General features: G+C 72.6%; 21 protein-coding genes, 1 tRNA gene and 1 pseudogene. 9 read left to right on the top strand and 14 right to left on the bottom strand.

Annotated features, from left to right (window positions below; all coding sequences use genetic code 11):
- Positions 1-337: 337 nt before the first annotated feature.
- Complete coding sequence (gene tyrS, locus A6Q81_RS11685) at positions 338-1,609, bottom strand: tyrosine--tRNA ligase (RefSeq protein WP_286690547.1); 1,272 nt, start codon at positions 1,607-1,609, stop codon at positions 338-340.
- 109 nt (positions 1,610-1,718) lie between these two features.
- Here tyrS and A6Q81_RS11680 point away from each other — a divergent pair, with 109 nt between their 5' ends.
- Positions 1,719-2,369, top strand: coding sequence for a DsbA family oxidoreductase (locus A6Q81_RS11680; protein ID WP_286690546.1), 651 nt, complete (start codon positions 1,719-1,721; stop codon positions 2,367-2,369).
- A complete protein-coding gene (locus tag A6Q81_RS11675) occupies positions 2,366-2,545 on the top strand; it encodes a hypothetical protein (protein WP_286690545.1) in 180 nt (59 codons plus the stop codon). Before A6Q81_RS11680 ends, A6Q81_RS11675 begins: the two co-directional genes overlap by 4 nt.
- Here the strand turns inward: A6Q81_RS11675 and A6Q81_RS11670 are convergent.
- The 4 genes from A6Q81_RS11670 to A6Q81_RS11655 are packed head-to-tail and all read right to left on the bottom strand — an operon-like array spanning position 2,529 to position 5,960.
- Positions 2,529-2,912 carry a universal stress protein gene (locus A6Q81_RS11670; protein ID WP_286690544.1) on the bottom strand — a complete coding sequence of 128 codons (384 nt, stop codon included), beginning with the start codon at positions 2,910-2,912 and terminating at the stop codon, positions 2,529-2,531. The genes A6Q81_RS11675 and A6Q81_RS11670 overlap by 17 nt on opposite strands.
- Entirely contained in the window at positions 2,909-4,420 is a 1,512-nt protein-coding gene (locus A6Q81_RS11665) for a tripartite tricarboxylate transporter permease (RefSeq protein WP_286690543.1), read from the bottom strand. Before A6Q81_RS11665 ends, A6Q81_RS11670 begins: the two co-directional genes overlap by 4 nt.
- A complete protein-coding gene (locus tag A6Q81_RS11660) occupies positions 4,420-4,944 on the bottom strand; it encodes a tripartite tricarboxylate transporter TctB family protein (RefSeq protein ID WP_286690542.1) in 525 nt (174 codons plus the stop codon). Before A6Q81_RS11660 ends, A6Q81_RS11665 begins: the two co-directional genes overlap by 1 nt.
- Complete coding sequence (locus A6Q81_RS11655) at positions 4,941-5,960, bottom strand: Bug family tripartite tricarboxylate transporter substrate binding protein (RefSeq protein ID WP_286690541.1); 1,020 nt, start codon at positions 5,958-5,960, stop codon at positions 4,941-4,943. The genes A6Q81_RS11660 and A6Q81_RS11655 overlap by 4 nt, the downstream gene beginning before the upstream one ends.
- Before the next feature lie 82 nt (positions 5,961-6,042).
- On the opposite strand from A6Q81_RS11655, the gene A6Q81_RS11650 reads away from it, so the two are divergent.
- From A6Q81_RS11650 to A6Q81_RS11640, 3 genes are all read left to right on the top strand, one after another.
- Complete coding sequence (locus A6Q81_RS11650) at positions 6,043-7,629, top strand: sensor histidine kinase (RefSeq protein WP_286690540.1); 1,587 nt, start codon at positions 6,043-6,045, stop codon at positions 7,627-7,629.
- On the top strand, positions 7,626-8,291 hold the full coding sequence (locus tag A6Q81_RS11645) for a response regulator (protein WP_083516254.1): 666 nt from the start codon (positions 7,626-7,628) through the stop codon (positions 8,289-8,291). Before A6Q81_RS11650 ends, A6Q81_RS11645 begins: the two co-directional genes overlap by 4 nt.
- Before the next feature lie 89 nt (positions 8,292-8,380).
- A complete protein-coding gene (locus tag A6Q81_RS11640) occupies positions 8,381-8,524 on the top strand; it encodes a hypothetical protein (protein ID WP_286690539.1) in 144 nt (47 codons plus the stop codon).
- Between the two features lie 18 nt (positions 8,525-8,542).
- Here A6Q81_RS11640 and A6Q81_RS11635 read toward each other — a convergent pair whose 3' ends face one another.
- From A6Q81_RS11635 to A6Q81_RS11620, 4 genes are all read right to left on the bottom strand, one after another.
- Positions 8,543-9,604: a YihY/virulence factor BrkB family protein gene (locus A6Q81_RS11635; RefSeq protein ID WP_067855217.1), complete on the bottom strand. Its 1,062-nt coding sequence runs from the start codon at positions 9,602-9,604 to the stop codon at positions 8,543-8,545.
- Positions 9,605-9,683: 79 nt separating this feature from the next.
- Positions 9,684-10,253, bottom strand: a complete 570-nt coding sequence (locus A6Q81_RS11630; protein ID WP_286690538.1) for a DUF3618 domain-containing protein — start codon at positions 10,251-10,253, stop codon at positions 9,684-9,686.
- Entirely contained in the window at positions 10,229-10,648 is a 420-nt protein-coding gene (locus A6Q81_RS11625; protein WP_286690537.1) for a phage holin family protein, read from the bottom strand. Before A6Q81_RS11625 ends, A6Q81_RS11630 begins: the two co-directional genes overlap by 25 nt.
- Complete coding sequence (locus A6Q81_RS11620; protein ID WP_067855208.1) at positions 10,645-11,313, bottom strand: hypothetical protein; 669 nt, start codon at positions 11,311-11,313, stop codon at positions 10,645-10,647. Before A6Q81_RS11620 ends, A6Q81_RS11625 begins: the two co-directional genes overlap by 4 nt.
- Positions 11,314-11,605: 292 nt before the next feature.
- On the opposite strand from A6Q81_RS11620, the gene A6Q81_RS11615 reads away from it, so the two are divergent.
- Positions 11,606-12,247, top strand: coding sequence for a maleylpyruvate isomerase family mycothiol-dependent enzyme (locus A6Q81_RS11615; RefSeq protein WP_067855205.1), 642 nt, complete (start codon positions 11,606-11,608; stop codon positions 12,245-12,247).
- 36 nt (positions 12,248-12,283) lie between these two features.
- On the opposite strand, the gene A6Q81_RS11610 is transcribed toward A6Q81_RS11615, so the two are convergent.
- The 3 genes from A6Q81_RS11610 to A6Q81_RS11600 all read right to left on the bottom strand — a co-directional run bounded on the left by A6Q81_RS11610 (position 12,284) and on the right by A6Q81_RS11600 (position 15,712).
- Positions 12,284-12,360, bottom strand: a tRNA-Pro gene (locus A6Q81_RS11610).
- 61 nt (positions 12,361-12,421) lie between these two features.
- On the bottom strand, positions 12,422-13,582 hold the full coding sequence (locus A6Q81_RS11605) for an acyltransferase family protein (RefSeq protein ID WP_286690536.1): 1,161 nt from the start codon (positions 13,580-13,582) through the stop codon (positions 12,422-12,424).
- Between the two features lie 60 nt (positions 13,583-13,642).
- Positions 13,643-15,712, bottom strand: coding sequence for a family 43 glycosylhydrolase (locus A6Q81_RS11600; protein ID WP_286690535.1), 2,070 nt, complete (start codon positions 15,710-15,712; stop codon positions 13,643-13,645).
- Positions 15,713-15,905: 193 nt separating this feature from the next.
- Here A6Q81_RS11600 and A6Q81_RS11595 point away from each other — a divergent pair, with 193 nt between their 5' ends.
- Both A6Q81_RS11595 and A6Q81_RS11590 read left to right on the top strand, forming a co-directional pair.
- The gene (locus A6Q81_RS11595) at positions 15,906-16,982 is read left to right on the top strand and encodes an alkene reductase (protein ID WP_286690534.1); all 1,077 of its coding nucleotides are present in this window, start codon (positions 15,906-15,908) and stop codon (positions 16,980-16,982) included.
- Between the two features lie 3 nt (positions 16,983-16,985).
- Positions 16,986-17,939 (top strand): NAD(P)/FAD-dependent oxidoreductase, encoded by a 954-nt coding sequence (locus A6Q81_RS11590; RefSeq protein WP_286690533.1) that lies wholly within the window; start codon positions 16,986-16,988, stop codon positions 17,937-17,939.
- Between the two features lie 16 nt (positions 17,940-17,955).
- Here the strand turns inward: A6Q81_RS11590 and A6Q81_RS11585 are convergent, their stop codons facing one another.
- Positions 17,956-20,844 (bottom strand): esterase-like activity of phytase family protein, encoded by a 2,889-nt coding sequence (locus tag A6Q81_RS11585; protein WP_286690532.1) that lies wholly within the window; start codon positions 20,842-20,844, stop codon positions 17,956-17,958.
- A gap of 103 nt (positions 20,845-20,947) precedes the next feature.
- On the opposite strand from A6Q81_RS11585, the gene A6Q81_RS11580 reads away from it, so the two are divergent.
- The gene (locus A6Q81_RS11580) at positions 20,948-21,502 is read left to right on the top strand and encodes a nucleoside/nucleotide kinase family protein (protein WP_067855188.1); all 555 of its coding nucleotides are present in this window, start codon (positions 20,948-20,950) and stop codon (positions 21,500-21,502) included.
- A gap of 115 nt (positions 21,503-21,617) precedes the next feature.
- Here the strand turns inward: A6Q81_RS11580 and A6Q81_RS11575 are convergent.
- Positions 21,618-22,034: pseudogene (locus tag A6Q81_RS11575) on the bottom strand (hypothetical protein); the annotation flags it as partial.

The following is a 22,034-nucleotide window of genomic DNA, read 5'->3' as shown; positions in this document are numbered from 1 at the left end:
TACTTCTCGTCGACTTTTAGCACACTGTTGAGTTCTCAAACATCAGACGCACACCCACCAGACAGACCCACATCAGGGCCCACCCACCAGGGGCTGGTCTATCCTACGCGGCTCGTGATCACCGGGTCAAACCCGGGGTCCTGCCACGATCACTCTCCGTTGTCAGCGGTCAGTCTCCGGAACTCAGTTCCTGGCGTTAACCGTTTCGGTTCGAGTGGCTGCTCGCTCCGAGTGCCCGGCCTCTCGGCCTTGCGCTCCGTCGTGCGGTGCAACAAGAAGAACATTACTCAGACGACCGGAGCAGGGTCAAATCGGTGCGGTGTGACCCCGGCCATACTCACGACCGGACCCGACGAACCCCTGCAACGGCGCGCTTTCCGCGGCGCAGGACGAGCCAGGAGCCGTGCAGGGCGTCCAGGGAGTCGAGCGAGGCCTCGGCGTCGTCGACCCTGCTGTTGTTGACGTACGCGCCGCCCTCGGCGACCGCTCGGCGGGCGGCGGAACGCGAGTCGACGAGACCGGTCTCGAGGAGGGCGTCCGTGAGTGTGGCGTCGCCACCCAGCTCGACGACGCCCGTCTCCCCCAGCGCGGCCGCAAGGGTGTCCTCCGGCAGCTCGGCCAGCTCGCCGCGACCGAACAGCGCCGTCGAGGCGAGCTCCGCGGCATCGACCTCGGCCTGCCCGTGCACGAGCGCCGTGACCTCGGCGGCGAGGCGTCGCTGCGCGAGGCGTCGGCCGGGCGCGGCGGCGTGCTCGGCCATGAGGGCGTCGATCTCCTCGACCGGCACGAAGGTGAACTGCTTGAGGTACTCCCCCACCTTCGTGTCCTCGGCCTGGATCCACGACTGGTAGAAGGCGTACGGACTCATGAGCTCGCGGTCGAGCCAGACCGTGCCCGACTCCGTCTTGCCGAACTTCGTGCCGTCGGCCTTCGTGATGAGCGGGGTCGCGAGGGCGTGCACCCTGCGTCCCTCCGAGCGACGGACGAGCTCGACGCCGGCGGTGATGTTGCCCCACTGGTCGCTGCCGCCGGTCTGGAGCACACAGCCGTGGCGACGGTGGAGCTCCAGGTAGTCCATCGACTGCAGCAGGACGTAGCTGAACTCGGTGTAGCTGATGCCGCTCTCGAGCCGGCTGCTCACCACGTCGCGCGCCAGCATGCGGTTCACCGGGAAGTGCTTCCCGATGTCGCGCAGGAAGTCGATCGTGCTGAGGGACTCGGTCCAGTCGAGGTTGTTGACCATGGTCGCGCCGTTCTCGCCCTCGAGGTCGACGAAGCGGACGACCTGGTCGCGGATCCGCTCGACCCACGCCGCGACGGTCTCGCGGGTGTTCATGACCCGCTCGCCGGCCTCCTTGGGGTCGCCGATGAGACCGGTGGAGCCACCGACGAGCAGGAGCGGTCGGTGCCCGGCGAGCTGGAGCCGCCGCGCGGTGAGGATCTGCAGCAGGTTGCCGACGTGCAGGCTGGGCGCGGTCGGGTCGAAGCCCACGTAGTAGACGATCGGGCCGGCGTCCATCTCGGCCCGCAGCGCCTCGAGGTCGGTCGAGTGCGCGACGAGTCCGCGGGCGGTCAGGTCGTCGAGGACGGATCCTCCGGCTGTGCTCACGTGGGGCTCCTGGTCGGTCGGGGCGGACGGCCCCATTCTGGCGCGCGACCGCGAGGGCCCGCGCAGCGGCGTCGGGAACACCAGCGGCGGCCCGACGGTTGGCACGGGCATGACGGTGGACGTGCAGATCTGGTCGGACGTGGCGTGCCCCTGGTGCTACGTCGGGAAGCGGCGCTTCGAGAAGGCCGTGGAGCGGTTCCGGGAGGAGGGCGGCGACGTGCAGGTCACCTACCGCAGCTTCGAGCTCTCGCCGGACACCCCGGTCGACTTCGAGGGCGACGAGGTCGACTTCCTCGCCCGCCACAAGGGCATGGCGCGCGAGCAGGTGGTGGGCATGCTGGCGCAGATGACGCAGGTCGCGTCCGACGAGGGGCTCGACTACGACTTCGGGGCGCTGCAGCACACGAACACCGTGCTGGCGCACCGGCTGCTCCACCACGCGCGCGCCGAGGGTCGTCAGGAGGAGATGAAGGAGCGGCTGCTCGCCGCGTACTTCGTCGAGGGCCGGCACGTGGGTCGGGTCGACGACCTCGCCGATCTCGCCGCGGAGGTCGGGCTCGATCGCGACGAGGTCGTGGCAGCCCTGTCCGGTGACGCCTACCTGGAGCAGGTGCGCTCGGACCAGGAGCAGGCGATGGCGCTCGGCATCCGTGGCGTCCCGTTCTTCGTGCTCGACGACCGGCTCGGCGTCTCCGGCGCGCAGGACCCTGACACGTTCCTGGGCGCGCTGCGCCGCGCGGCCGAGGAGCAGCCCGCGTGAACGGTCCGCTGGAGATGCTCGGCGACGACGCCGCGGCCGTCTGCGTCGACGGTGTGTGTGCCGTCCCCGCGACGACGTCGGCCCCGTCCGAGCGCGCTGCTCAGGACGGGGCCGACGAGGCGGGCACCAGGGACCCGGGATCAGCGCGGCACGACGGTGTCACCCGCGAGGCTTGACCGCCAGCACCGGACAGGTCGCGTCGAGCAGGACGCGCTGCGACACGCTGCCCATCAGCGCCTTGCCGACCGGCGAGCGGTGCCGCACGCCGACGACCACGAGCTCGGCGTCACGCTCCTGCGCGACCCGCACCACCTCGGCGCCGACGTCGGGCACGACCTCCTGGAGCACCTCGACCTCCCCGACGCGCTCGCGCAGACGCTCGACGGTGTCGGCGTCGGCGAAGTGCGGGTCGACGTAGGCGTCGCCCCGGGTCGCGTTGACGACGACGAGCGGGACCGAGCGTCGGCTCGCCTCCTCGGCACCTGCGGCCAGGGCCGCCTCGCCGTACTCGTCCGGGCTGTAGGCCACCACCACTGCGGTCATGCGGACACCTCCTCCTTCTCGACGGTCGACGCGCCGCGACGGGCGACGCGACCGCGCACGGCGGCCACGGCCATCGCGACGAGCGCGAGGACCAGCACCGCGTACACGACCTTCGCGACGGGCTCGCTCCACAGCGTGGAGACCTCGCCGCCGGACAGCGCCAGGGCCTGGGTCAGCTGGTTCTCCAGCGACGGGCCGAGGATGACGCCGACGATCAGCGGCAGCACCGGCAGTCCGAAGCGGCGCATGGCGACGCCGAGGAAGCCGAGCACCAGCAGCAGGGCCAGGTCGAACGGCTCGAAGCTGACGCTGTAGGCGCCGAGGGACGCGAAGAACAGGATGCCCGCGTACAGGTAGGGCCGCGGTACCCGCAGGAGCTTCGCCCAGATCGGCGCGAGCGGCAGGTTCAGCACCAGCAGCAGCGTGTTGGCGACGAACAGGCTGGCCAGCAGGGTCCACACGAGCGCGGGCTCGTTGTCGAAGAGCTGGGGACCGGGCTGGATGCCGTAGGACTGGATGGCGTTGAGCATGATCGCGGCCGTGGCCGTGGTGGGCAGGCCGATGGCCAGCAGCGGCACCATCGTGCCCGCGGCCGACGCGTTGTTCGCGGCCTCCGGTCCGGCGACGCCCTCGATGGCGCCCTTGCCGAACTCCTCGGGGTGCTTCGTGAGCCGGCGCTCGGTGATGTAGGACAGGAAGGTCGGCACCTCGGCGCCACCGGCGGGCAGCGCGCCGAAGGGGAAGCCGAACGCGGTGCCGCGCAGCCACGGCTTCCAGGAGCGGCCCCAGTCCTTGCGGTCCATCCAGGGGCGGCCGACGGGGATGACCTGCAGCGGCCGGCGGCGCAGGTGCGCCGCGACCCACAGGGCCTCGCCGATGGCGAAGATGGCGACGGCCACGACGACGACGTCGATGCCGTCGGCCAGCAGCGGGCTGCCGAACGTGAGCCGCGCCTGCCCGGTCGACGTGCCGACCAGCGCAATGGCGAGGCCGAGGAACAGCGCGATGAAGCCGCGCATCTTCGAGCTGCCGAGGACGGCCGAGACGGCGACCAGCGCCAGCAGCAGGATCGCGAAGTACGACGGGGCGCCCAGCTGCACCACGGCCGAGGAGACCTTGGGCGCGAACAGCACCAGGAGCGCGGTGGCGATGGTGCCGGCGACGAAGGACCCGATGGCGGCGGTCGCGAGGGCCTGGGCGGCCCGCCCCCGCTTCGCCATCTGGTTGCCCTCGATCGCGGTGACGACCGACGAGGACTCCCCTGGCGTGTTGAGCAGGATCGACGTCGTCGACCCGCCGTACATGCCGCCGTAGTAGATGCCGGCGAACATGATGAGGGCGCTGTCGACCGGGACCGTGTAGGTGATCGGGAAGAGCAGGGCCAGCGTCATGGCCGGCCCGATGCCCGGCAGGACGCCGACGGCGGTGCCGAGCAGCACGCCGATGACGGCGTACAGCAGGTTCTCGGGCGTGAGGGCGTTCATCAGCCCGTCGAGGAACAGGTCCATCAGAGCACTCCGTCCAGGATCCCCGCGGGGATCGGCAGACCCAGGCCGACGTAGAAGCCGTACCAGGTGATGAGGGAGAGGGCGGCGCCGATCGCGACGTCCTTCAGCAGCGTGCGGCTGCCGAGCGCCCACGCGCAGCCCGCGAAGAGCAGCGCGCCCGTGATCGCCCAGCCGAGCGTGTCGACGAGGAGCACGTTCGCGAGGAACACGCCCGCCAGCTTCGCGACGGTGAACCAGTCGCTGGGCTCGGTGAGGTCGACGTCCTCGCCGCCCTCCGGCTCCGCGACGTTGCCGCGCGCCGTGGCGACGGCGAGCGTCGCGGCCAGCACCAGCAGCGCGGTGCCGACGACGTAGGGCAGGAACGACGGCTGCACGGGCTGGTCGGCGAAGCCGGGCCGCAGACCCGTGGCGTCGACCACGACGACGACGCCCACGACGGCCAGGAAGGCCGCGAGCCCGTACTGGGCGCGGTCGACGACGCGAGGTCCGTCCGGACCTGTCGTCGTCTCGGTGGTGGTGCTCATGACAGTCCCAGCTCCTTCAGCGTCGAGTCGACGCGCTCGTCCTGCTCGGTCAGGAAGGTCCCGAACTCCTCGCCGGTGGCGAAGGCGTCGATCCATCCGTTGCGCTTCAGCGCCTCGCGCCACTCGGGCGTGTCGTGCATCTCGGTGACCAAACCGGTCAGGTACTCGCGCGTCGCGTCGTCGATGCCGGGCGGGGCGAGCAGCCCGCGCCAGTTGGTGAAGACGAGGTCGATGTCGGACTCGGTGAGGGTCGGGGCGTCGATCCCGTCGAGACGCTCGTCGCCGGAGACCGCCAGCACGCGGAGCGAGCCGTCGTCGATCTGGCCCTGGAACTCCCCGAGGCCGGACGTGCCGACCTGGATCTTCTCGCCGAGCAGGGCCGTGGTGAGCGGGCCGCCGCCGTCGTAGGCGATGTAGTTGACGTCCTTCGGGTCGATGCCGAGGGTCTGCGCGAGCTGCATCGGGAAGAGGTGGTCGGGGCCGCCGGGCGACGAGCCGCCGCCGACGGTGACGGAGCGCGGGTCCTTCTTCCAGGCGGTGACGAGGTCGTCGACCGTCTCGAACGGGGAGTCCGCGGGCACGAGCAGCCCCTCCTGCTCCTCGACGAGACGCGCGATGGGCGTCGCCTTCGAGACGCGGGCCGCCGAGTCGTTGGTGTACGTCGCGCCGACGACGCCGAGGCCCATGAGCATGACGAGGTCGTCGGCGCCGCGCTCGTTCAGCAGCCGCTGCATGGCGACCGTGCCGCTGGCGCCGATGACGTTCGTGATCTCGAAGCGACCCGTGAGGTCGTCCTCCTCCATCACCTGGGCCGCGGCGCGACCGGTGAGGTCGTAGCCGCCGCCCGGGCTGTTCGGGATCATCATGCGCAGACGACGGTTGTCGGGGTCGTCGCCGCCACGCGTCACGCCGCACGCGCCGAGCGTCGCGGCGAGTGCGAGGACGAGCGCCACGACGGTCGCCGTCCGGGTCCTGCGGGGGCGACGTGCGGGTCGTCGCTGACCTGTGTCGGCCATCACACCTCCTGGTGGGTCGACCCGAGCATGACGGCGAACGTGGCCTGCGTCACGATTGGGTGCGCAAAGGAGGTTGTGTTCGTTGTGGTCGCCGCGACCGGGCCGACGTACGTTGGCCGGTCAGTTCCTGCTGCTCCAGCTCGCCGTCGTCGCGCTCGTGCTGGTGATCGTCGGCGTGCTCTCGCTGCAGCAGGCCACCCGCGGGTTCGAGGACGACCGCGGGGCGCGGCTGCGCTCGACCGCGGAGTACCTCGCGAACGTCGCCGTCGTGCGCTCGCGTCTCGGCTCGACCGACGCGTCGCGCGTGCTCGCGCCGGCCATCGACCGGGCGCGGTCGCTGTCCGGCGCCGACGTCGTGTCGGTGACCGACCGCGCAGGCCGGGTGGTCGCGTCGTCCAGGCCGTCGCTGGTGGGCACGGAGGCGCCGCTCGGGGGCAGCCGCGTGCTGGAGGGTCGGGGGTGGACCGGGTCGGTGCCGACCGACCGCGGGCGCACGCTCGCCGGGCACGCCCCTGTGCTGGCCGACGACGGGTCGTTCGCGGGTGCCGTGCTGGCGGAGCAGAAGTACCCGACGGCCTGGCAGCGCGCGACCAACGCCGCACCCGACCTCGCGCTCTTCCTGGGCGTGGGCGCGGGCCTCGGCATCCTCGGCTCCTGGACCGTGTCGCGCATCGTGCGCCGACGCACGCGTGGGCTCGCCGCCGGTGACTTCGCCAAGCTCGCCGACCACCGCGAGGCGCTCCTGCACGGCATCCGCGAGGGCGTCCTGGGCGTCGACCCCGACGGTCGGGTCAGCATGGTCAACGACGCGGCCCTCGAGCTGCTCGGCCTCGAGGGACCGGTGCTGGGCCGCCGGGTCGTCGACGTCGCCCCCGAGCCCGACGTCGCCGCGCTCCTGCAGGACCAGGGCGACGCGAGCGACGTGGTGCTCGTGACGCGCGACCGCGTGCTGGTGCTGAACCGGCGCCGCGCCGCGACCCGGGGCGAGGGGGTCGGCACCGTCGTGACGATGCGCGACCGCACGGAGCTCGTCGAGGTGCAGCAGCAGCTCGGCTCGAACCTGACCATCACCGACGCGTTGCGCGCGCAGACGCACGAGTTCGCCAACCAGCTGCACACCATCGGTGGTCTGCTGGAGCTCGACGAGCCGGAGGAGGCGCGCGCCCTCGTGACGCACATCGTGGGATCGCGCGCGGCACGGCAGGACGACCTCGCCGACCACGTGGAGGACCCGGCCACGGCGGCGCTGCTGCTCGCGAAGTCGAGCCAGGCCGACGAGGCGGGCGTGCTGCTCAGCCTCGACCCGGACTGCGAGATCCCCCCGCTCGGCACCGGTCTCGCGGCCGACGTGACGACGATCCTCGGCAACCTCGTCGACAACGCCGTCGACGCGTGCCGCGGCACGCCGGGCGCGGAGGTGCGGGTGACGGGGCGCGCCGACGACGACGCGCTCGTCCTGGAGGTCGAGGACAGCGGCGACGGCGTGCCCGCCGAGCTGCGGTCGGCGGTGTTCGTGCGCGGCTACTCCACCAAGCCCGACGTGCTGGGCGGCCGCGGCGTCGGCCTGGCGCTGGTGCGGCTCCTGTGCGAGCGACGTGGTGGGTCGGTGACGATCGACGCCGCGAGGCCTAGCCTGTTCCGCGTGGTGCTGCCCTGGGAGTCGACGTGACGTCGGTGCTGGTCGTCGACGACGACTTCATGGTCGCGCGGCTCAACGCCCGGTTCGTCGAGCGCACCGAGGGCTTCGAGGTCGTCGGCGTCGCCGCGAACGGCGAGGAGGCGATCGCGCTGTGCGCGGCGCTCGACCCCGACCTCGTCCTCCTCGACGTGCACCTGCCGGACCTCGGCGGGCTGCAGGTGCTCGCCCGGCTGCGCGAGGCGGGCAGCCGAGCGGGCGTGATCATGGTGACGGCCGAGCGCGACGCCGACACGGTGCGTGCCGCGGTGGCGGGCGGCGCGATGCAGTACGTCGTCAAGCCGTTCGAGCAGCACGACCTCGCGGAGCGTCTGCACCGCGTCCGCAACGCCCTCCTCGCCCTGGGCGAGGGCGACGCCGACCAGGCCACCATCGACCGTGCGTTCGGCGCGGCGCGCAGCCCGTCCAGGGTCGCTCCCCTGCCGAAGGGGCTCAGCCGGGAGACGGCGCAGCTCGTCGAGGGTCTGCTGGAGCAGGACGAGGAGGTCTCCTCGTCCGACGCCGCCGAGCGGCTCGGCCTCTCGCGCGTGACCGCGCGTCGCTACCTCGAGCACTTCGTGACCACGGGCGAGGCGCAGGTCCGGCTGCGCTACGGCGGCGCCGGACGCCCGGAGCGCCGCTACCGTCGCCCCTGACGATCCTCGACGCCGGCTCTCGGGACCTTCGTCCGTCCGCGTCGGGCCCTTCGCCTTCCCCTGACCGGGCCGTGTGGCACCCTTCTGCCATGCAGACCACGACCTCGCTCCCGACGTCGCTCGTGCGCCCGGCGCCCGCGCCGCGCCCGAGCCTGGTGTGGTCGGCGGTCAGCGCGGTCCTCGTCGGCGGGCTCACCGTCCTCGACCGGCTGCTGGAGTCCGTCGGTCGCTGACCGCGACACCCCGGTCGGTCAGTCGTCCCGTCCGTCCGCCTCATCGCGGATCGCCCGGCCCCTCCGCTCGTCCTCGCGCTCCTTCTCCTGCGCCTTCTCGATGCCGCGCTCGTCGCGCGGCGGCAGCTGGATCTCGCGCTCGGCGGCGAGACCCGCCTGCAGCTCACGACCACGCTCGAGCTCGGCGTCGACCTCCGCACCGAGCAGGAGGGCGAGGTTCGTGATCCAGAGCCACAGCAGGAACACGACGACGCCCGCGAGGGACCCGTACGTGGAGCTGTAGCTGGCGAACGTGGCGACGTAGAAGCCGAACGCGAGCGACGCGAGCGCCCAGACGACGATCGCGAACGCGGCGCCGACGCTGATCCACCGGAAGCTGGGCTGGCGGACGTTCGGGGTGGCGTAGTACAGGATCGCGACCACGAGCACCACGACCAGCACGACGACCGGCCACTTGGCGACGTCCCAGACCATGACGACCGTGGAGCCGAGGCCGACAGCGTCGCCGACGGCCTGCGCCACCGGGCCGGTGAGCACGAGGGCCAGCGCGACCAGCGCCACCAGGACCAGCGTCACGACGGTCACGAGCAGCATCACCGGCCGCAGCTTCCAGACCGGCCGGCCCTCGCGGATCTCATAGACCCGGTTCATGGCACGCCCGAACGCGTTGACGTACCCGGACGCCGACCACAAGGCCCCGAGCAGTCCGACGACGAGGGCGATCCCGGCGCCGGGCGCGTCCGCGAACGACTCGATCGTCGGCCGCACCGTGTCGACGACGGACGCTGGCGCGACGCTCCCGACGACGTCGAGCAGGGCCTGGATCGTCGATCGTCCCTGCCCGAGCAGCCCGAGCAGCGACGTCAGGGCGATCACCGCGGGGAACAGGGCCAGGACGGCGTAGTAGGTCAGGGCGGCGGCGAGGTCGGTGCACTGGTCGTCGGAGAACTCCCGGACGGCCTTGCGGGCGACGTACGTCCACGAGCGACGTCCGAGGTCGGTCGGCGACTCGGGCTTGCGCTCGTCGTCGGGGTCGGGGTCGCTGTGTCGAGGTTCGGCGGTGCGGGGGTGTCGGGACATGGGGCTCTCTCGCTCTCGGTGGCTCGACCGGTCCGGTCGGCCCTGCTGTGCAGGACCGACCGGACCAGAGTGGTGCGGGTCAGGTGCCGGGTGCGTCGTCCTTCACGGCGTCGGCGGCCTCCTGGCCCTGCTGCTGGACGGTCGAGGCGGACTCCTGTGCGGACTCCTTCACGTCCGAGGCGGCGTGCTTGGCCTCCTCCGTCAGGTGCTGCGCGACCTGCTGGCCGGCGTCCTTGGCCTCGTCGAGCACCGGCTGCGCATGCTCCTTGGCCGCGTCGACGACACGGCTCGCAGCCTGGGCCTCCTTGTCGCTCGGCGGGATCAGCGAGGAGACCACGAGACCGAGCCCGAAGGCGACGAGCCCGGCAGCGAGCGGGCTCCCCTCGGCCCGGGACGTGAGGCCGTCGACGGCACCGCTCACGCTGTCGCCGGCCGAGGAGGTGGCGTCGCCCAGGGAGCTGCCGGCGTCGTGCGCCGATCCCATGAGCTTGTCCTTCGCGCCCGTGACCCGGCTCTTCGCGCCCTCGACGCGACGGTGGACCACGCGGCCGGGGCTGACCTTCTCGGCCAGCGCGTCGACGTCGCGGGAGAGGTTGCGCCTGCTCTCCTGCAGGTCCTGCTCGGTCAGCTGTTGCGGTTCGTGGCCCATGACACGTCCTCCTTGAGGTTCCTGCGGGTGGGGTCGATCGGGTTGCGGATGTCTCGCGCCTTGGCTCGGCCGAACAGCGCGAGGGCGATGGCGGCGAGCGTCCAGACGCCGAACACGATGAGCGCGGCCCAGGCCGTCTCCATCGCGTCGTCGAGCAGGTACATCACGAACAGCGACAGGAACAGCAGCGCGAACCAGCCGCTGACCGCTGCGCCACCGAAGGCGCCGCCGGCCTTGCCGGCCTTGGCGACCTCCTGGGTCACCTCGGCCTTCGCGAGCTCGAGCTCGGAGCGGACCATCGTGCTGAGGTCGTCGGCGATGTCACCGACGATCGCGCCGATCGAGCGCTCGTCGTCCTGGGGCTGCGCGGCACCGGGTGCGGGCTCGGTGCTCACGCCGTGACACCTCCGGTGCCGGCTGTGCCGACCGACGTCGGCGACGCCGTGTGCTGGCCGCTGGTGCCGGGCGACGCCTTCGCGCCGCGCGCGAGCCGTCCGGCGACCACACCGGCGGCTGCCGCGCCCAGGAGGAAGGTCCCGGGTCGGCGGCGTGCGAAGGAACGGACGTCGTCGAGGACGGCGGTCGGCTCCCGTCCGTCGAGGTGGCGGCCCAGGCCGCGCACCTGCGTGGCGAGCTGGTGGGCGAGCTCGGTGGCCGCGCCCTGCTGGTCGCTGGCGCCGGCCATCGACTCGAGCTCGTCACCGAGCTCCCCGAGTCGCGACGACAGGGCCTGCAGCTGGGTCCGGGACTGCTCCTGGACCTGCTGGCGGGCCTCGTCGACCAGGCTGGCGGCCTTGTCCTTGGCCTCGGCCGCCACGCTCGCGGCCTCGTCCTTGGCGGTGGAGGCCACGTGGGCGGCCTGGTCCTGGGCGGTGGACGCGGCCTGCTTCGCCTGGTCCGTCGTGCCACTGTGCGCGGTGTCCCCGGCGGGGTCGAGCGGGGGCAGTGGCGCCTGGTCGGTCCCGGGTTGGTCCAGGACCTCACCGATCGGCTCGGTGAGGCGGGTCTCGCGGGGGTCTGCGGAGCTCGGCTCCGAGGTCCAGTCATGCGGTTGGGTCATGAGGTCCTCCGTGGTGGGATGGTGACTCACCTCGTACCCGTGGGCCTGGGTCCGTAACGACGGGGCACGCGCGCAGGCCCTGCGGCAGGGTCCCTGCGCCCGCGCCAGGCCTGCCGGCACAGGCGTCGCGGACCGTCCCAGCCCGGCGCAGAAACCAGACCCGGACGTGCACCTGCGGCTCCCCGGTCGCACGACGCGGGAGGGCCGACGCCGTCCGTCGCCCTGCCTGGCGCGACGGGCGGCCGTCGGGCGATGATCGCCCTGATCCCTCCCGAGACAGGACCCTGTACCCATGGCAGCGAAGCCGAACGTCACCGACCTGGCCGTCGCGGAGAGGGCCGACCTACACGCCCTCGTCACGTCGCTGTCCCCCGAGGAGTGGCACCGGCCGTCGCTCTGCGAGGGCTGGACCGTGCGGGACGTGGTCGTCCACGTCGTCAGCTACGACGAACTCGGCTGGAGCGGCCTGCCCGGCGCGTTCCTGCGGGGCGGCCTGAGGGTCGATGCCGTGAACCAGCACGTGCTGGAGCGCTACGCGGACCTGACCGTCCCCGAGGTCGTCGGCCTCGTGGCGAGGTCGTCCAGGCCGCGCGGGCTGACGTCGGGCTTCGGCGGGGCCATCGCGCTCACCGACGGGCTCATCCACCAGCAGGACGTCCGCCGTGCGACCGGTCGGGTCCGCACCATCCCCGAGGACCGTCTGACGGTCGCCCTGGACTTCGCGCTCAGGGCCCCGACGCTGCCGGCGCGCGGCCACGCCCGGGGGCTCCGCCTCGTCACGACCGACCTCTCGTGGGAGCGCGGCGACGGCCGGGAGGTCCGCGGGCCGGGCGAGGCGCTCCTCATGGCCGTCGCGGGTCGGTCCCAGGCCCTCGGCGAGCTCGAGGGGGACGGCGTCGCCACCCTCGCACGTCGTCTGGGAGCGGTCTCCTAGACCGCGTCCCACCGAGACGCTCGTCGGGCGACCGCGTGGTCGGGATGACAGGATTTGAACCTGCGACCCTCCGCTCCCAAAGCGGATGCGCTACCAAGCTGCGCTACATCCCGATGCCCCCGCGCGGACGGCGCGGTGGGGCGAGGCACGAGTGTAGCCCCGTGGGGGCGGGGCTCAGGTCGCCGCGGGGCGTCCCTCGGGCTGCTCCTCCTCCGCGACGTGGCGCTGACGCGTGTTGAGGAAGTGCCGCTCGACGAGCAGGTAGAAGCCGTAGCAGATCACCATCACGACGGGGACCACGAGGAACGTCAGCACGAAGTACTGCGTGACGGTGCTGAGGCCGAGGGGCAGCAGCAGGAGGTTCGCCAGGCCGATCAGCGGGCTGTGGCACAGGTAGAGCGTGTAGGAGAACAGGCCGAGCCGCAGCAGCGGAGCGCTCGAGAGGAGCCGCAGCACCGCGGGACGGTCACCGCGCAGGTAGACGTGGCCGGCCCACACGAGCAGTGCCGCGACGGCGAGGCCCAGGGCCATCTCGGGCCAGTAGGTCGTCTTGTACAGCCAGTCGCGGTGGTTGATCTTCGCGCTGCGGGCGACGAAGAGCGCCACCGGCGCGGCGAGCAGGAGCGCCAGGCCCACCCAGCGGGCGACCTTGTCGGCGCCGGGCCTCAGGGTCAGCTGCGCGGCCCACATGCCCGCGGCGAACAGGCAGATGTACCAGGGGTGCATGAACTCGTAGCTGCCGCCGATCGCCAGCCAGCCGGTCCAGACCGCCGTCACCAGCACCACCAGCGACGGGGGCACCAGCCGGAACAGCGGCAGCAGCACGAGCGCCATGATGAAGTAGATCTGGAACTCGGCGGCGACGCTCCACAGCGGTCCGTTGATCTCGCCGAACCAGTCGCGGTCGAGGTTGTGCACCATCAGCAGGTGCGAGACCAGTCCCTCGGTCGTCACGGGGATCTTGGTGTCCCACTGGGTGTTGCGGGGCTCGCCCATGATCGGGACGAACCAGATGAGCACCAGTGCCATGAGCAGCGAGAAGTAGTACGGCGGGAGGATGCGCCGGCTGCGTCGCTTGACGAAGTCCCAGGTGCCGCGACGGAAGCGCAGACCATCGGGGTTCGTCGCCACGGGGAGCATGAGCAGGTAGCCCGACAGCACGATGAAGATGGCGACCCCGACGTAGCCGGAGCTGATCGCCCACGACCACGTCGGCATCGCACGGTACGCGTCGCCACGCTCGCCCGTGTAGAGGAACGTGTGGTACAGCACCACCGACAGGGCGGCCAGGCCACGCAGGCCGTCCAGGTACGGGAACTCGATGCGCTTGCTCACCGAGCCAGCCTAGGCACCCACCGGTCCCCCGGGGTCACCTGCCCTGTCGTGTCGCGCCGCTCACCCGAACCAGCTGATGTCGTCGGTCCCGTCGCCGTCGTAGTCGCCGACGACGGCCTGGTAGACGGCGCCGCCGTCGAACGAGCGCACCGACGTGACCTTGGGCGTACCCGTGCGCCGCAGCGTGGACCACTGCACCTCGCTGACCGAGCGGGGCCCGTACCAGAGCACCTCCGCGCCCGGCGTCGAGCGGTCGAAGTCGCCCGCGACCGGGACGCGACCGGCCGTGCGGGTCGCCGAGTCGACGGCGAAGGACGTGCGGGCGGCCGAGGAGCCCTTCCACCAGACCGTCGCCCGCGCCTGCCCCGGCACGTACCAGAGCAGGTCGTCGAACCCGTCGGCGTCGAAGTCGGCGACGGCCGGGGCCGTGGTGCCCGGCCCGGGGATGTCGCCCTGGCGGCGCGCCATCGTGCCGGCCGCCGCGTCCCAGGTCCACCGCTCGTCCGACGCCTTGCCGGGCACGTACCACCACAGCTCGTCGCCGGGGCGTCCGTCGACGTTCGCGACGATCGGGACGGCGGTCCGGTCCTGCGCGAGCGGGATCTTCTGCCAGCCGCCGGCCCGGGACAGCCACAGCTCGTCACGGCGGGCGTTCGGCTCGTAGTGGCGCTTGTTGCGCGGGTCGAGGAAGTCGTTGTGCGGGTCGGCGCCTGGCTGGTACCAGTAGACGTCGGTGTGACCGTCGCCGTCGAAGTCGCCGGAGACGGGCACGAACGCACCGGCCTGGCGCACCAGCGCCGCCGAGCCCGACTGCAGCGTCCGGGCCCCCTTGGCTCCGAGGCGTGCGGCGTCCGCCCGACCCCAGCCGCCGTAGTAGCCGACGTCGTCGATGCCGTCGTGGTTCAGGTCGGCGACGAACGGCACGAACGCGCCGCTCGCGTCCTGCTTGACGCGGGTGAAGGCGCCGTTGCCGCCGAACCACGTGCCACCCTCGCGACCGGGCGCGGCGGCGACGGCCCGCTGCCGAATCGAGACGCGCTTCGTGCGCGGGTCGACCGTGAACTCGGCGGTGCGCAGGGTCCGGCCACCGGTGCCGGTGCTGCCGCTGGCCGTCGGGTAGGCGTGGTACGCGAGCAGGTGGCGACCTCGGGCGTCGGTCAGGGCGTCCGCACCGCCCGGGCCGTACGAGCCGCGCGCCGACGTGAGCAGCCGGTTCGACCCGGGACGCGTGCAGGGCGCCGACGGACCGCGCTTGCACACCGCGTAGCCGGTCGCGTAGCGGGTGCTCGTGTACTCGTTGCCGGAGTAGAAGAGGACGTAGACGCCGTTCACCTTCGCCATGGACGGGTTCTCGACGACGCGACCCTCCCAGGAGCCGCGCGGGGTCGTGAGCAGCCGCACGGGCTTGGACCCCTTGAGGAAGCGCGTGCCGCTGGAGTCGAGCCGGCGCGACCAGAGGGTCGGCAGGTTGCCCTGCAGGTTGCCCTCCGTCTTGTAGAGCAGGTAGGAGCGGTTGTTCGCGGGGTCGGTGAACACCTCCGGGTCGATGACGCCGGCCGGGTCGCGGCGCGTGTCGGTGCGCACGATCGGCGAGGAGGAGACGGACGAGTAGAGGCCCGTCGCGACCGACGACGCTGCGCGGTAGATCGCGAAGCGGCCGTAGGAGGAGTAGCGGTCGGACACCTTCACGGCGCTGAACAGCACCCACCGTCCGCCCACGAAGTCGAAGCCGGGCGCCCACATCTCGCGCGGGTCGCAGCCCGAGCGGGTGCGGGGCGTCTCCGTGCACGACGCGTACGAGCCCCAGCGCGGTGCGTCGATCCCGTCGTTGAAGAAGCCGCGCCCCTCGCCGTCGCGCGTGCGGTTGCCGTCGGCGTACTGCGTGCGGGCCGTCCAGAGGCTGAGGTCGCCGGACCAGACGAAAGGCAGGTCGCTGCCGCCGTGGTTCGTCGACGTCGCGAGCACGTACGGACCGAGGGAGACCGCGCTCGGGTCGGGGTGCTGCTGTCCCTGCAGCGGCACCCCGGGCTTCAGCCAGTCGTTCGGCTTCTTCGGCGACGCGCCCGTGGCGGGGACCGCCGCGAGCACGAGGGCGGTCGCCACGGCGACCACGATCCGTCCAGTCCTCATGGAGTGACAGTAGGTCGCGTCCTGCCCTCGTGGGGACGAACCGGCCGATCCGTCCGCAGCCGCCGCTCGGTGCGTCGCCATGAGTCCGGCCACAGGCCCGGGGTTCGACGTGCGGAGGCGCCGATTCGGTTGAACAGTGAAGGAGATGGGCGCGGCCGACCGCCGCCGCCCGTACCCGATCCGAAGGAGAGAGATGACCACCGTCTTCGACCCGATCACCGTCGGCGCCTGGACGCTGCCGCAGCGCTTCGTCATGGCGCCGCTCACGCGCAACCGTGCGGAGGCAGGCGGCGTGCCCGGCGACCTCGCCGCCACGTACTACGGGCAGCGCGCCGGTGCCGGCCTGATCGTCACCGAGGGCACGCAGCCCTCGGCCGTGGGCCAGGGCTACCTCGACACGCCGGGTCTGCACTCGTCCGAGCAGGTCGCGGGCTGGCGCAAGGTCGCCGACGCCGTGCACGCGCGCGACGGCCGCATCGTCGCGCAGCTGATGCACGTGGGTCGCATCGCGCACCCCGACAACAAGGACGGACTCGAGACCGTCGCCCCGAGCGCCCTCACGGCCCCCGGGGAGATGGTGACGGCCGACGGGCAGAAGCCCCACGTCGAGCCGCGCGCCCTGGAGACGTCGGAGGTGCCCGGACTGGTCGAGGAGTTCGTGCAGGCAGCGCGCAACGCGGTCGAGGCCGGCCTCGACGGCGTGGAGGTGCACGGCGCGAACGGGTACGTCCTGCACCAGTTCCTCGCACCGTCGACGAACGAGCGCACCGACGAGTACGGCGGAAGCCCCGAGAACCGGGCACGCCTGACGATCGACGTCGTGCGGGCCGTGGCCGAGGCGATCGGGGCCGAGAAGGTCGGTCTGCGCATCTCCCCCGCGCACAACATCCAGGGCGTCCTCGAGACCGACCCCGACGACACCCGCGCCACCTACGAGGCGCTGGTCGACGGCATCGCCGACCTCGGCATCGCCTACCTGAGCATCCTCGGCGACCCCGAGGGCGAGCTGTTCCAGGACCTGCGCACGCGCTTCGGCGGCACGGTCGTCGCGAACACGGGCTTCTCGCAGGTGACCGACCTCGACGAGGTGAAGCACATCGTCGACGGCGGGCTCGCCGACCTGGTGGCCGTCGGCCGTCCGTTCCTCGCCAACCCCGACCTCGTCGAGCGCTGGCGCGACGGCACGGAGCTGAACGAGCCGAACCCGGACACCTTCTACGGCGGTGGCGCCGAGGGCTACACCGACTACCCGACCCGCGACGCGGCCTGACCGATGGCGCACGTCGTGGTGGTCGGGGCCGGGCTGTCCGGTGTCGTGTGCGCACGCGAGCTCGTCGCCCACGGGCACGAGGTCGTCGTCCGCGACACCGGGCGTCGTCCCGGGGGTCGCATGGCCCTGCGCCGCCACGACGGGCGCGTCGTCGACATCGGCGCGAGCTACTTCACCGTCCGTGACGACGCGTTCGCCGCCGTCGTGGACGACTGGGAGCTGCGCGGCCTCGCGCGACCCTGGACCGATCGGTTCACCGCTTGGACGCCCAGCGGTCGCGAGGTCAAGCCCGGCCCGCTGCGATGGGCCGCGCCCGACGGCCTGCGCAGCCTCGTGGAGGACCTCGCCGGACGGCTCGACGTGCGCAGCGCCGCCCCGGTGGGCCGTGTCGAGGTCGGTGCGGACGGCCCGAGCGTCGACGGCGAGCGGGCCGACGCGGTCGTGCTCGCCATGCCCGACCCCCAGGCACGACGTCTGCTCGAGCCGGGCACGCCGGCCCACGACGTTCTCGACGACCCCTACGAGCCGGCGCTCGCGCTGACGGCCGGGTGGGACGAGCGGACGTGGCCCGACGAGGACGGCATCTTCGTCGGCGACCACGCCGACCTGGCGTGGGTAGCCGACGACGGGCTGCGGCGCGGCGACCGCGCGCCGGTCCTCGTCGCGCACAGCACGGCAGGCCGGGCGGAGCAGCACCTCGACGACCCGGCGTCGGCCGCCGGACCGATGCTGGCCGCGCTGCGCGAGGTCGTCGAGGTCCCCGACACCGAGCCGAGCCTGGTGCACGTGCAGCGGTGGACCTTCTCGCGGCCCGCGCACGGGCACGACGCCACGTTCCACCTCGGGGACGACGGGGTCGGCGCGTGCGGCGACGCGTGGGGTCCGACGTCGTCGGTGGAGACGGCCTACGTGTCAGGCCGGGCGCTCGGGCTCGCCCTGGTGGAGCGCCTGGCCTGACACGGTCGGCGTCGGACTACCGCACGCGCACCGTCAGCGACGACGAGCGGCTCGGAGCGACGAGCTCGCTGCCGAGGTAGCGCACCTCGTAGCGATGCGTGCCCTTCGCGGTGGCCTTGAGCCGCACCGACGCGCGGCCCTTCCCGAGCGCGACGGTGGCGACGACCTTGCCGGCGCGTCGCACCTGCACGCGACCGGTCGGCACCACACCCGACGAGACGACGCGCGTCGCGAGCACGACGGTCTGGCCGCGACGCACCGACGTTGACGACGCCGACACCCGGGTGGTGGATGACGCGCGCGCGACCTCGACGGTGACGGGCGCGCTGGTGCTGGCGCCCGCGAGCGCGGACCCTGCGAAGCGCGCGGTCAGCGTGCGGCGTCCGGGCTCCAGGCCCGACAGGTCGAGCGTGGCCGACCCCGACTGCAGGGCGCCCGTCGCGACGACCTTCGCGCCGTCGAGCACCTCCACCTCGCCCGACGCGCTCGCGCCGGAGACCGTGACCTGCGCCGTCGTGCGCGTGCCGAACGCCCAGCCGCGCGCGACGTCGATCGTGGTGGTCGTGGCGAGCGCGTCCGCGAACGCGTCGGTCGCGCGGCCCAGACGCAGGAAGACGGTCTCCCCCGTCGCGTCCTTCAGGCCGTCGTTGTCGGTGACGCCGTAGAGCGATCCGTCGGCGGCGATCGTGAAGCCCTCGAGCTTCTCCTGGACCCAGCCGTTCGGGGCCTTGAGCGCGGGGAGCACGTCGATCGCGAGCTTCTTGCCGAGCACGGGCAGGTCGCCGTCGAGGCCGGTGAGGCCCTGCGCGCCCGAGGACACGTCGACCGTGTAGACGCGCTTGACGCGGGCGGACGGACCGTTCAGCTTGTCGCGCTCGACGACGGCGAGCGTGTCGCCGTCGACCGCGGTGACCTCCGAGAGACCCATCCAGTCACCGGCGCCCTGACGGGGCGCGTTCAGCCGGTAGCCGAACCAGTGCCAGGTCGCGTCGGCGACGTCGTACCGCCCGATCCGGGTGACGTCGGCGCCCTCGTACGGGTCGAGGTCGGCTGCCGACGGGTCCTTCCAGAGCGGACGCTGCAGGACCGTCCAGACGTGCTCACCTGTGGCGTCGTTCGTGGCCGTGACGCCCTCGAACCCCCACTTGCCGACGTGGGCCGCGACGTCCTGCGGCAGGGCCACCTTCTGCTGCACGACGCCGGCGGCGTCGGTGCGCACCAGCTGGTTGCCCGACCCGGTCGATCCCTCGGAGGCCAGCCAGAAACCGCCCTGCGGGCGCGCGAACAGCCCCTCGACGTCGAGCGTCAGCGGGCTGCCGCCCTCGGTGACGACGGTCTCGTCGGTGATGACGGCCGGCGTGCGGGAGACGTCGACGCCGAAGATCCGGCCCTTCGTGAGCACGCTGTCCGACGCCGCGTAGACGCGCTGGGGGTCCGTCGGGTCGCCGCTGAGCGCTCCGAGCGCGGACCAGCCGATCGGCGCGCCGTCGCGTCCGTCGACCGACTCGATCGTGGGGAACGCGGGAGCAGAGTCGCCCAGGCGGTAGAGGGCGACCGAGGAGCGGACGCCGGTGCTCGGGCTGTCCACCTCGCTGGAGACCGCGAGCAGCCCGCGCGACGAGATCGGCAGGATGCCCTCCGGCCCGTTCGTCGTCGGCAGCGCCTGCAGGTACCGCGGCTTGGCAGGGTCGCTCAGGTCGTAGACCGCCACGAAGTTCGAGCGCTCGGAGCCGACGAACGCGTACCGCGTGCCGTCGATCGTGGCGAGGGAGAGACCCTCCAGCTCGATGCCCTTCTTGCCGGCACGGTCCTCGTTGTGCAGACCCAGGCGCACCGCCTCGCGCTCGAGCGTGTTGCCGGAGTCCCAGGCCACCGCACCGGTGCGGGCGTCGAAGACCGTCCAGCCGCGCGTCCCGCCCTTCCAGTCGCCCTCGTTGGCCGTCGCGACGTGCTGGTCGTCGACCCACCCGATCGCGTCGGGCTCGCGCGGCACGTCGGTGATCGAGCCGGTCTGGTCGATCTGGCCGTCCTTCTTCGTGTCGATGCCGCTCACCGTCGAGCGACCGGCGCTGAACACCTTCGTGACGGAGGCGCTCGCGAGGTCGACCAGCGCGACCGCGTTGTTCTCCTGCAGCGTCACGGCCGCCTGGCCGGCGCCGTTGATGCTGACGTACTCCGGCTCCGGGTCGGTCGGCGCGACCACGCCCGCCTCGGTGAACGGCGGCAGCGCGGACCCGTCGGCCTGCGTCAGCGGCACCTTCGTGGCGGACCAGTCGGCGACCGGCCCGGAGAGGTCGAGCACCTGCAGGAAGCCGGCGGGCAGCTGCGGCAGGTCACCCTTGCTGCCACCGCTCGGCTTGAACTCCTCGTCGCGCTCGTTCTCGATCGCGACGATCCCGCGGTTCCCGGAGACGTCGATCGAGTCGGGCTGGCCCCCGAGGTCGATGCTGCGCACCCGCTTGGCGTCGGCGAGCCGGACGACGTCGAGCCGGCCGCTCGGCTGCGTGAACGACTCGCTCGTGTTGACGACCACGAGCACGTAGGCACCGTGCACCGCCACCGACGTCGGCTCGTCCTCGGCGTCGCCGAGCTGGGCGAGCGACAGCGAGCCCGCCCCCCGCGGGTCGCTCGCGTCGCTGATGTCGAGGAAGCCGATGCGCTTGCCGACGGCGTCGGTGTAGACGAGCGTGTCGCCGTCGTCGGAGACGTCGGAGATCTCCGCGACCGTCTCCGACGACGACGGCAGGTCGGCGGGCAGGTTCTTGTAGACGGGGTAGGTCGCCGTGCGCGTGAAGGCACGGTCCGGCTCGGCGGCGACGGAGGGCGACGTGGCCGCGGGGACGGCCAGGGCCACGGCGGACGCCGCGAGGGCGGTGACCACGGTGACGGGACGACGAAGGTTCACAGGTGCTCCTGGTCGGGGGGAGGAGGATCGAGCGAAGACTGTCGGCGTCCGCGGAACGGACCTCGTCGCCGCGGTGAACGGCGCACGAACCTAGGCTGGCGGGGTGGAGGCGCTGCTGGAGCTGGTGCGGACCCGTCAGCCGGCGTGCGGGCGCGTGCGGGTGGTCGCCGTCGACGGGCCCAGCGGGGCCGGCAAGTCCTCGCTCGCCGACGCGCTCGCCGACCGCACCGACGCCGTGGTCGTGCGCACCGACGAGTTCGTGCCCGGATGGACGGGGCTGGCGCAGATGCCGCCGGCGCTCGCGGACGGTCTGCTCGCGCCGCTCGCCCGCGACGAGACCGCCTGGCCACCGCGGTGGAGCTGGGTGCGGGACACCTGGGTGCGTGCCCTGCCCGTGGAGCCCGTGCCCCTGCTCGTGCTCGACGGGTGCGGCAGCGGGTCGAGGGTGCTGCGCCCGTTCCTCAGCGTGCTCGTCTGGGTCGAGGCCGACGTCGCGACACGTCAGCGGCGCGCGTTGTCGCGCGACGGCGACACCTACGCGCCGTGGTGGGACGTCTGGGCCGCCCAGGAGCGCCGACTCTTCGCCGCCGAGGGAACCCGCGCCGCCGCCGACCTGGTGGTCCGCACCGACGACCCGGCGGCGAGGTCGCTCAGCTGAACCAGCCGCCCACGGCGGCCGGCAGCTTCGCGGCGAGCTGCTCGAGGTCGGTGGCCATGTCGGTCACGGCCATCTTGGGCCCGAGGTGCCCGCAGCGTGAGCGCGTACGCCTGGTTCATCGCGGTCGGTAGTGGATGTGGTCGAGGCGGGTGTGGTGAATCTCGACGAACTGGATGGTGCGGTCTCGGCGGGTCCAGGCGCGGGTGAATGCGGTCTCGGCGGGCAGGGTGCGGGTGGGCAGGTGCCAGTGGGCATTGCCGTCCTCGTCGTGGCTGACGGTGAGTGCTCCTCGGGTCTTGAGTCCGTGGTGCGGTGGGCAGCGGTGGTGCAAGTTCGCGGCTTCGGTGGGTCCTCGCTGCTGGCCGGGTGGTTGTCCGGGTGGTGGGTCGGGGTCGTAGGGGATCTGGTGGTCCACGTCGCACGCGAGCGCGGGTCGGGCGCAACCCGGGACGTCGCACGTGCCGTCGATCAGGTTGAGTGCCCTGCGGAGGGGTTGGGTGGGGAAGCGGCCGAGCTCGGTGACGTCGAGGAT

It is taken from the genome of Aeromicrobium sp. REDSEA-S38_B2, from assembly GCF_001628525.1.
Lineage (GTDB): Bacteria > Actinomycetota > Actinomycetes > Propionibacteriales > Nocardioidaceae > Aeromicrobium > Aeromicrobium erythreum.
The sequence above is the reverse complement of the archived record's forward strand: the minus strand, read 5'-3'. Positions and strand labels throughout refer to the sequence as shown.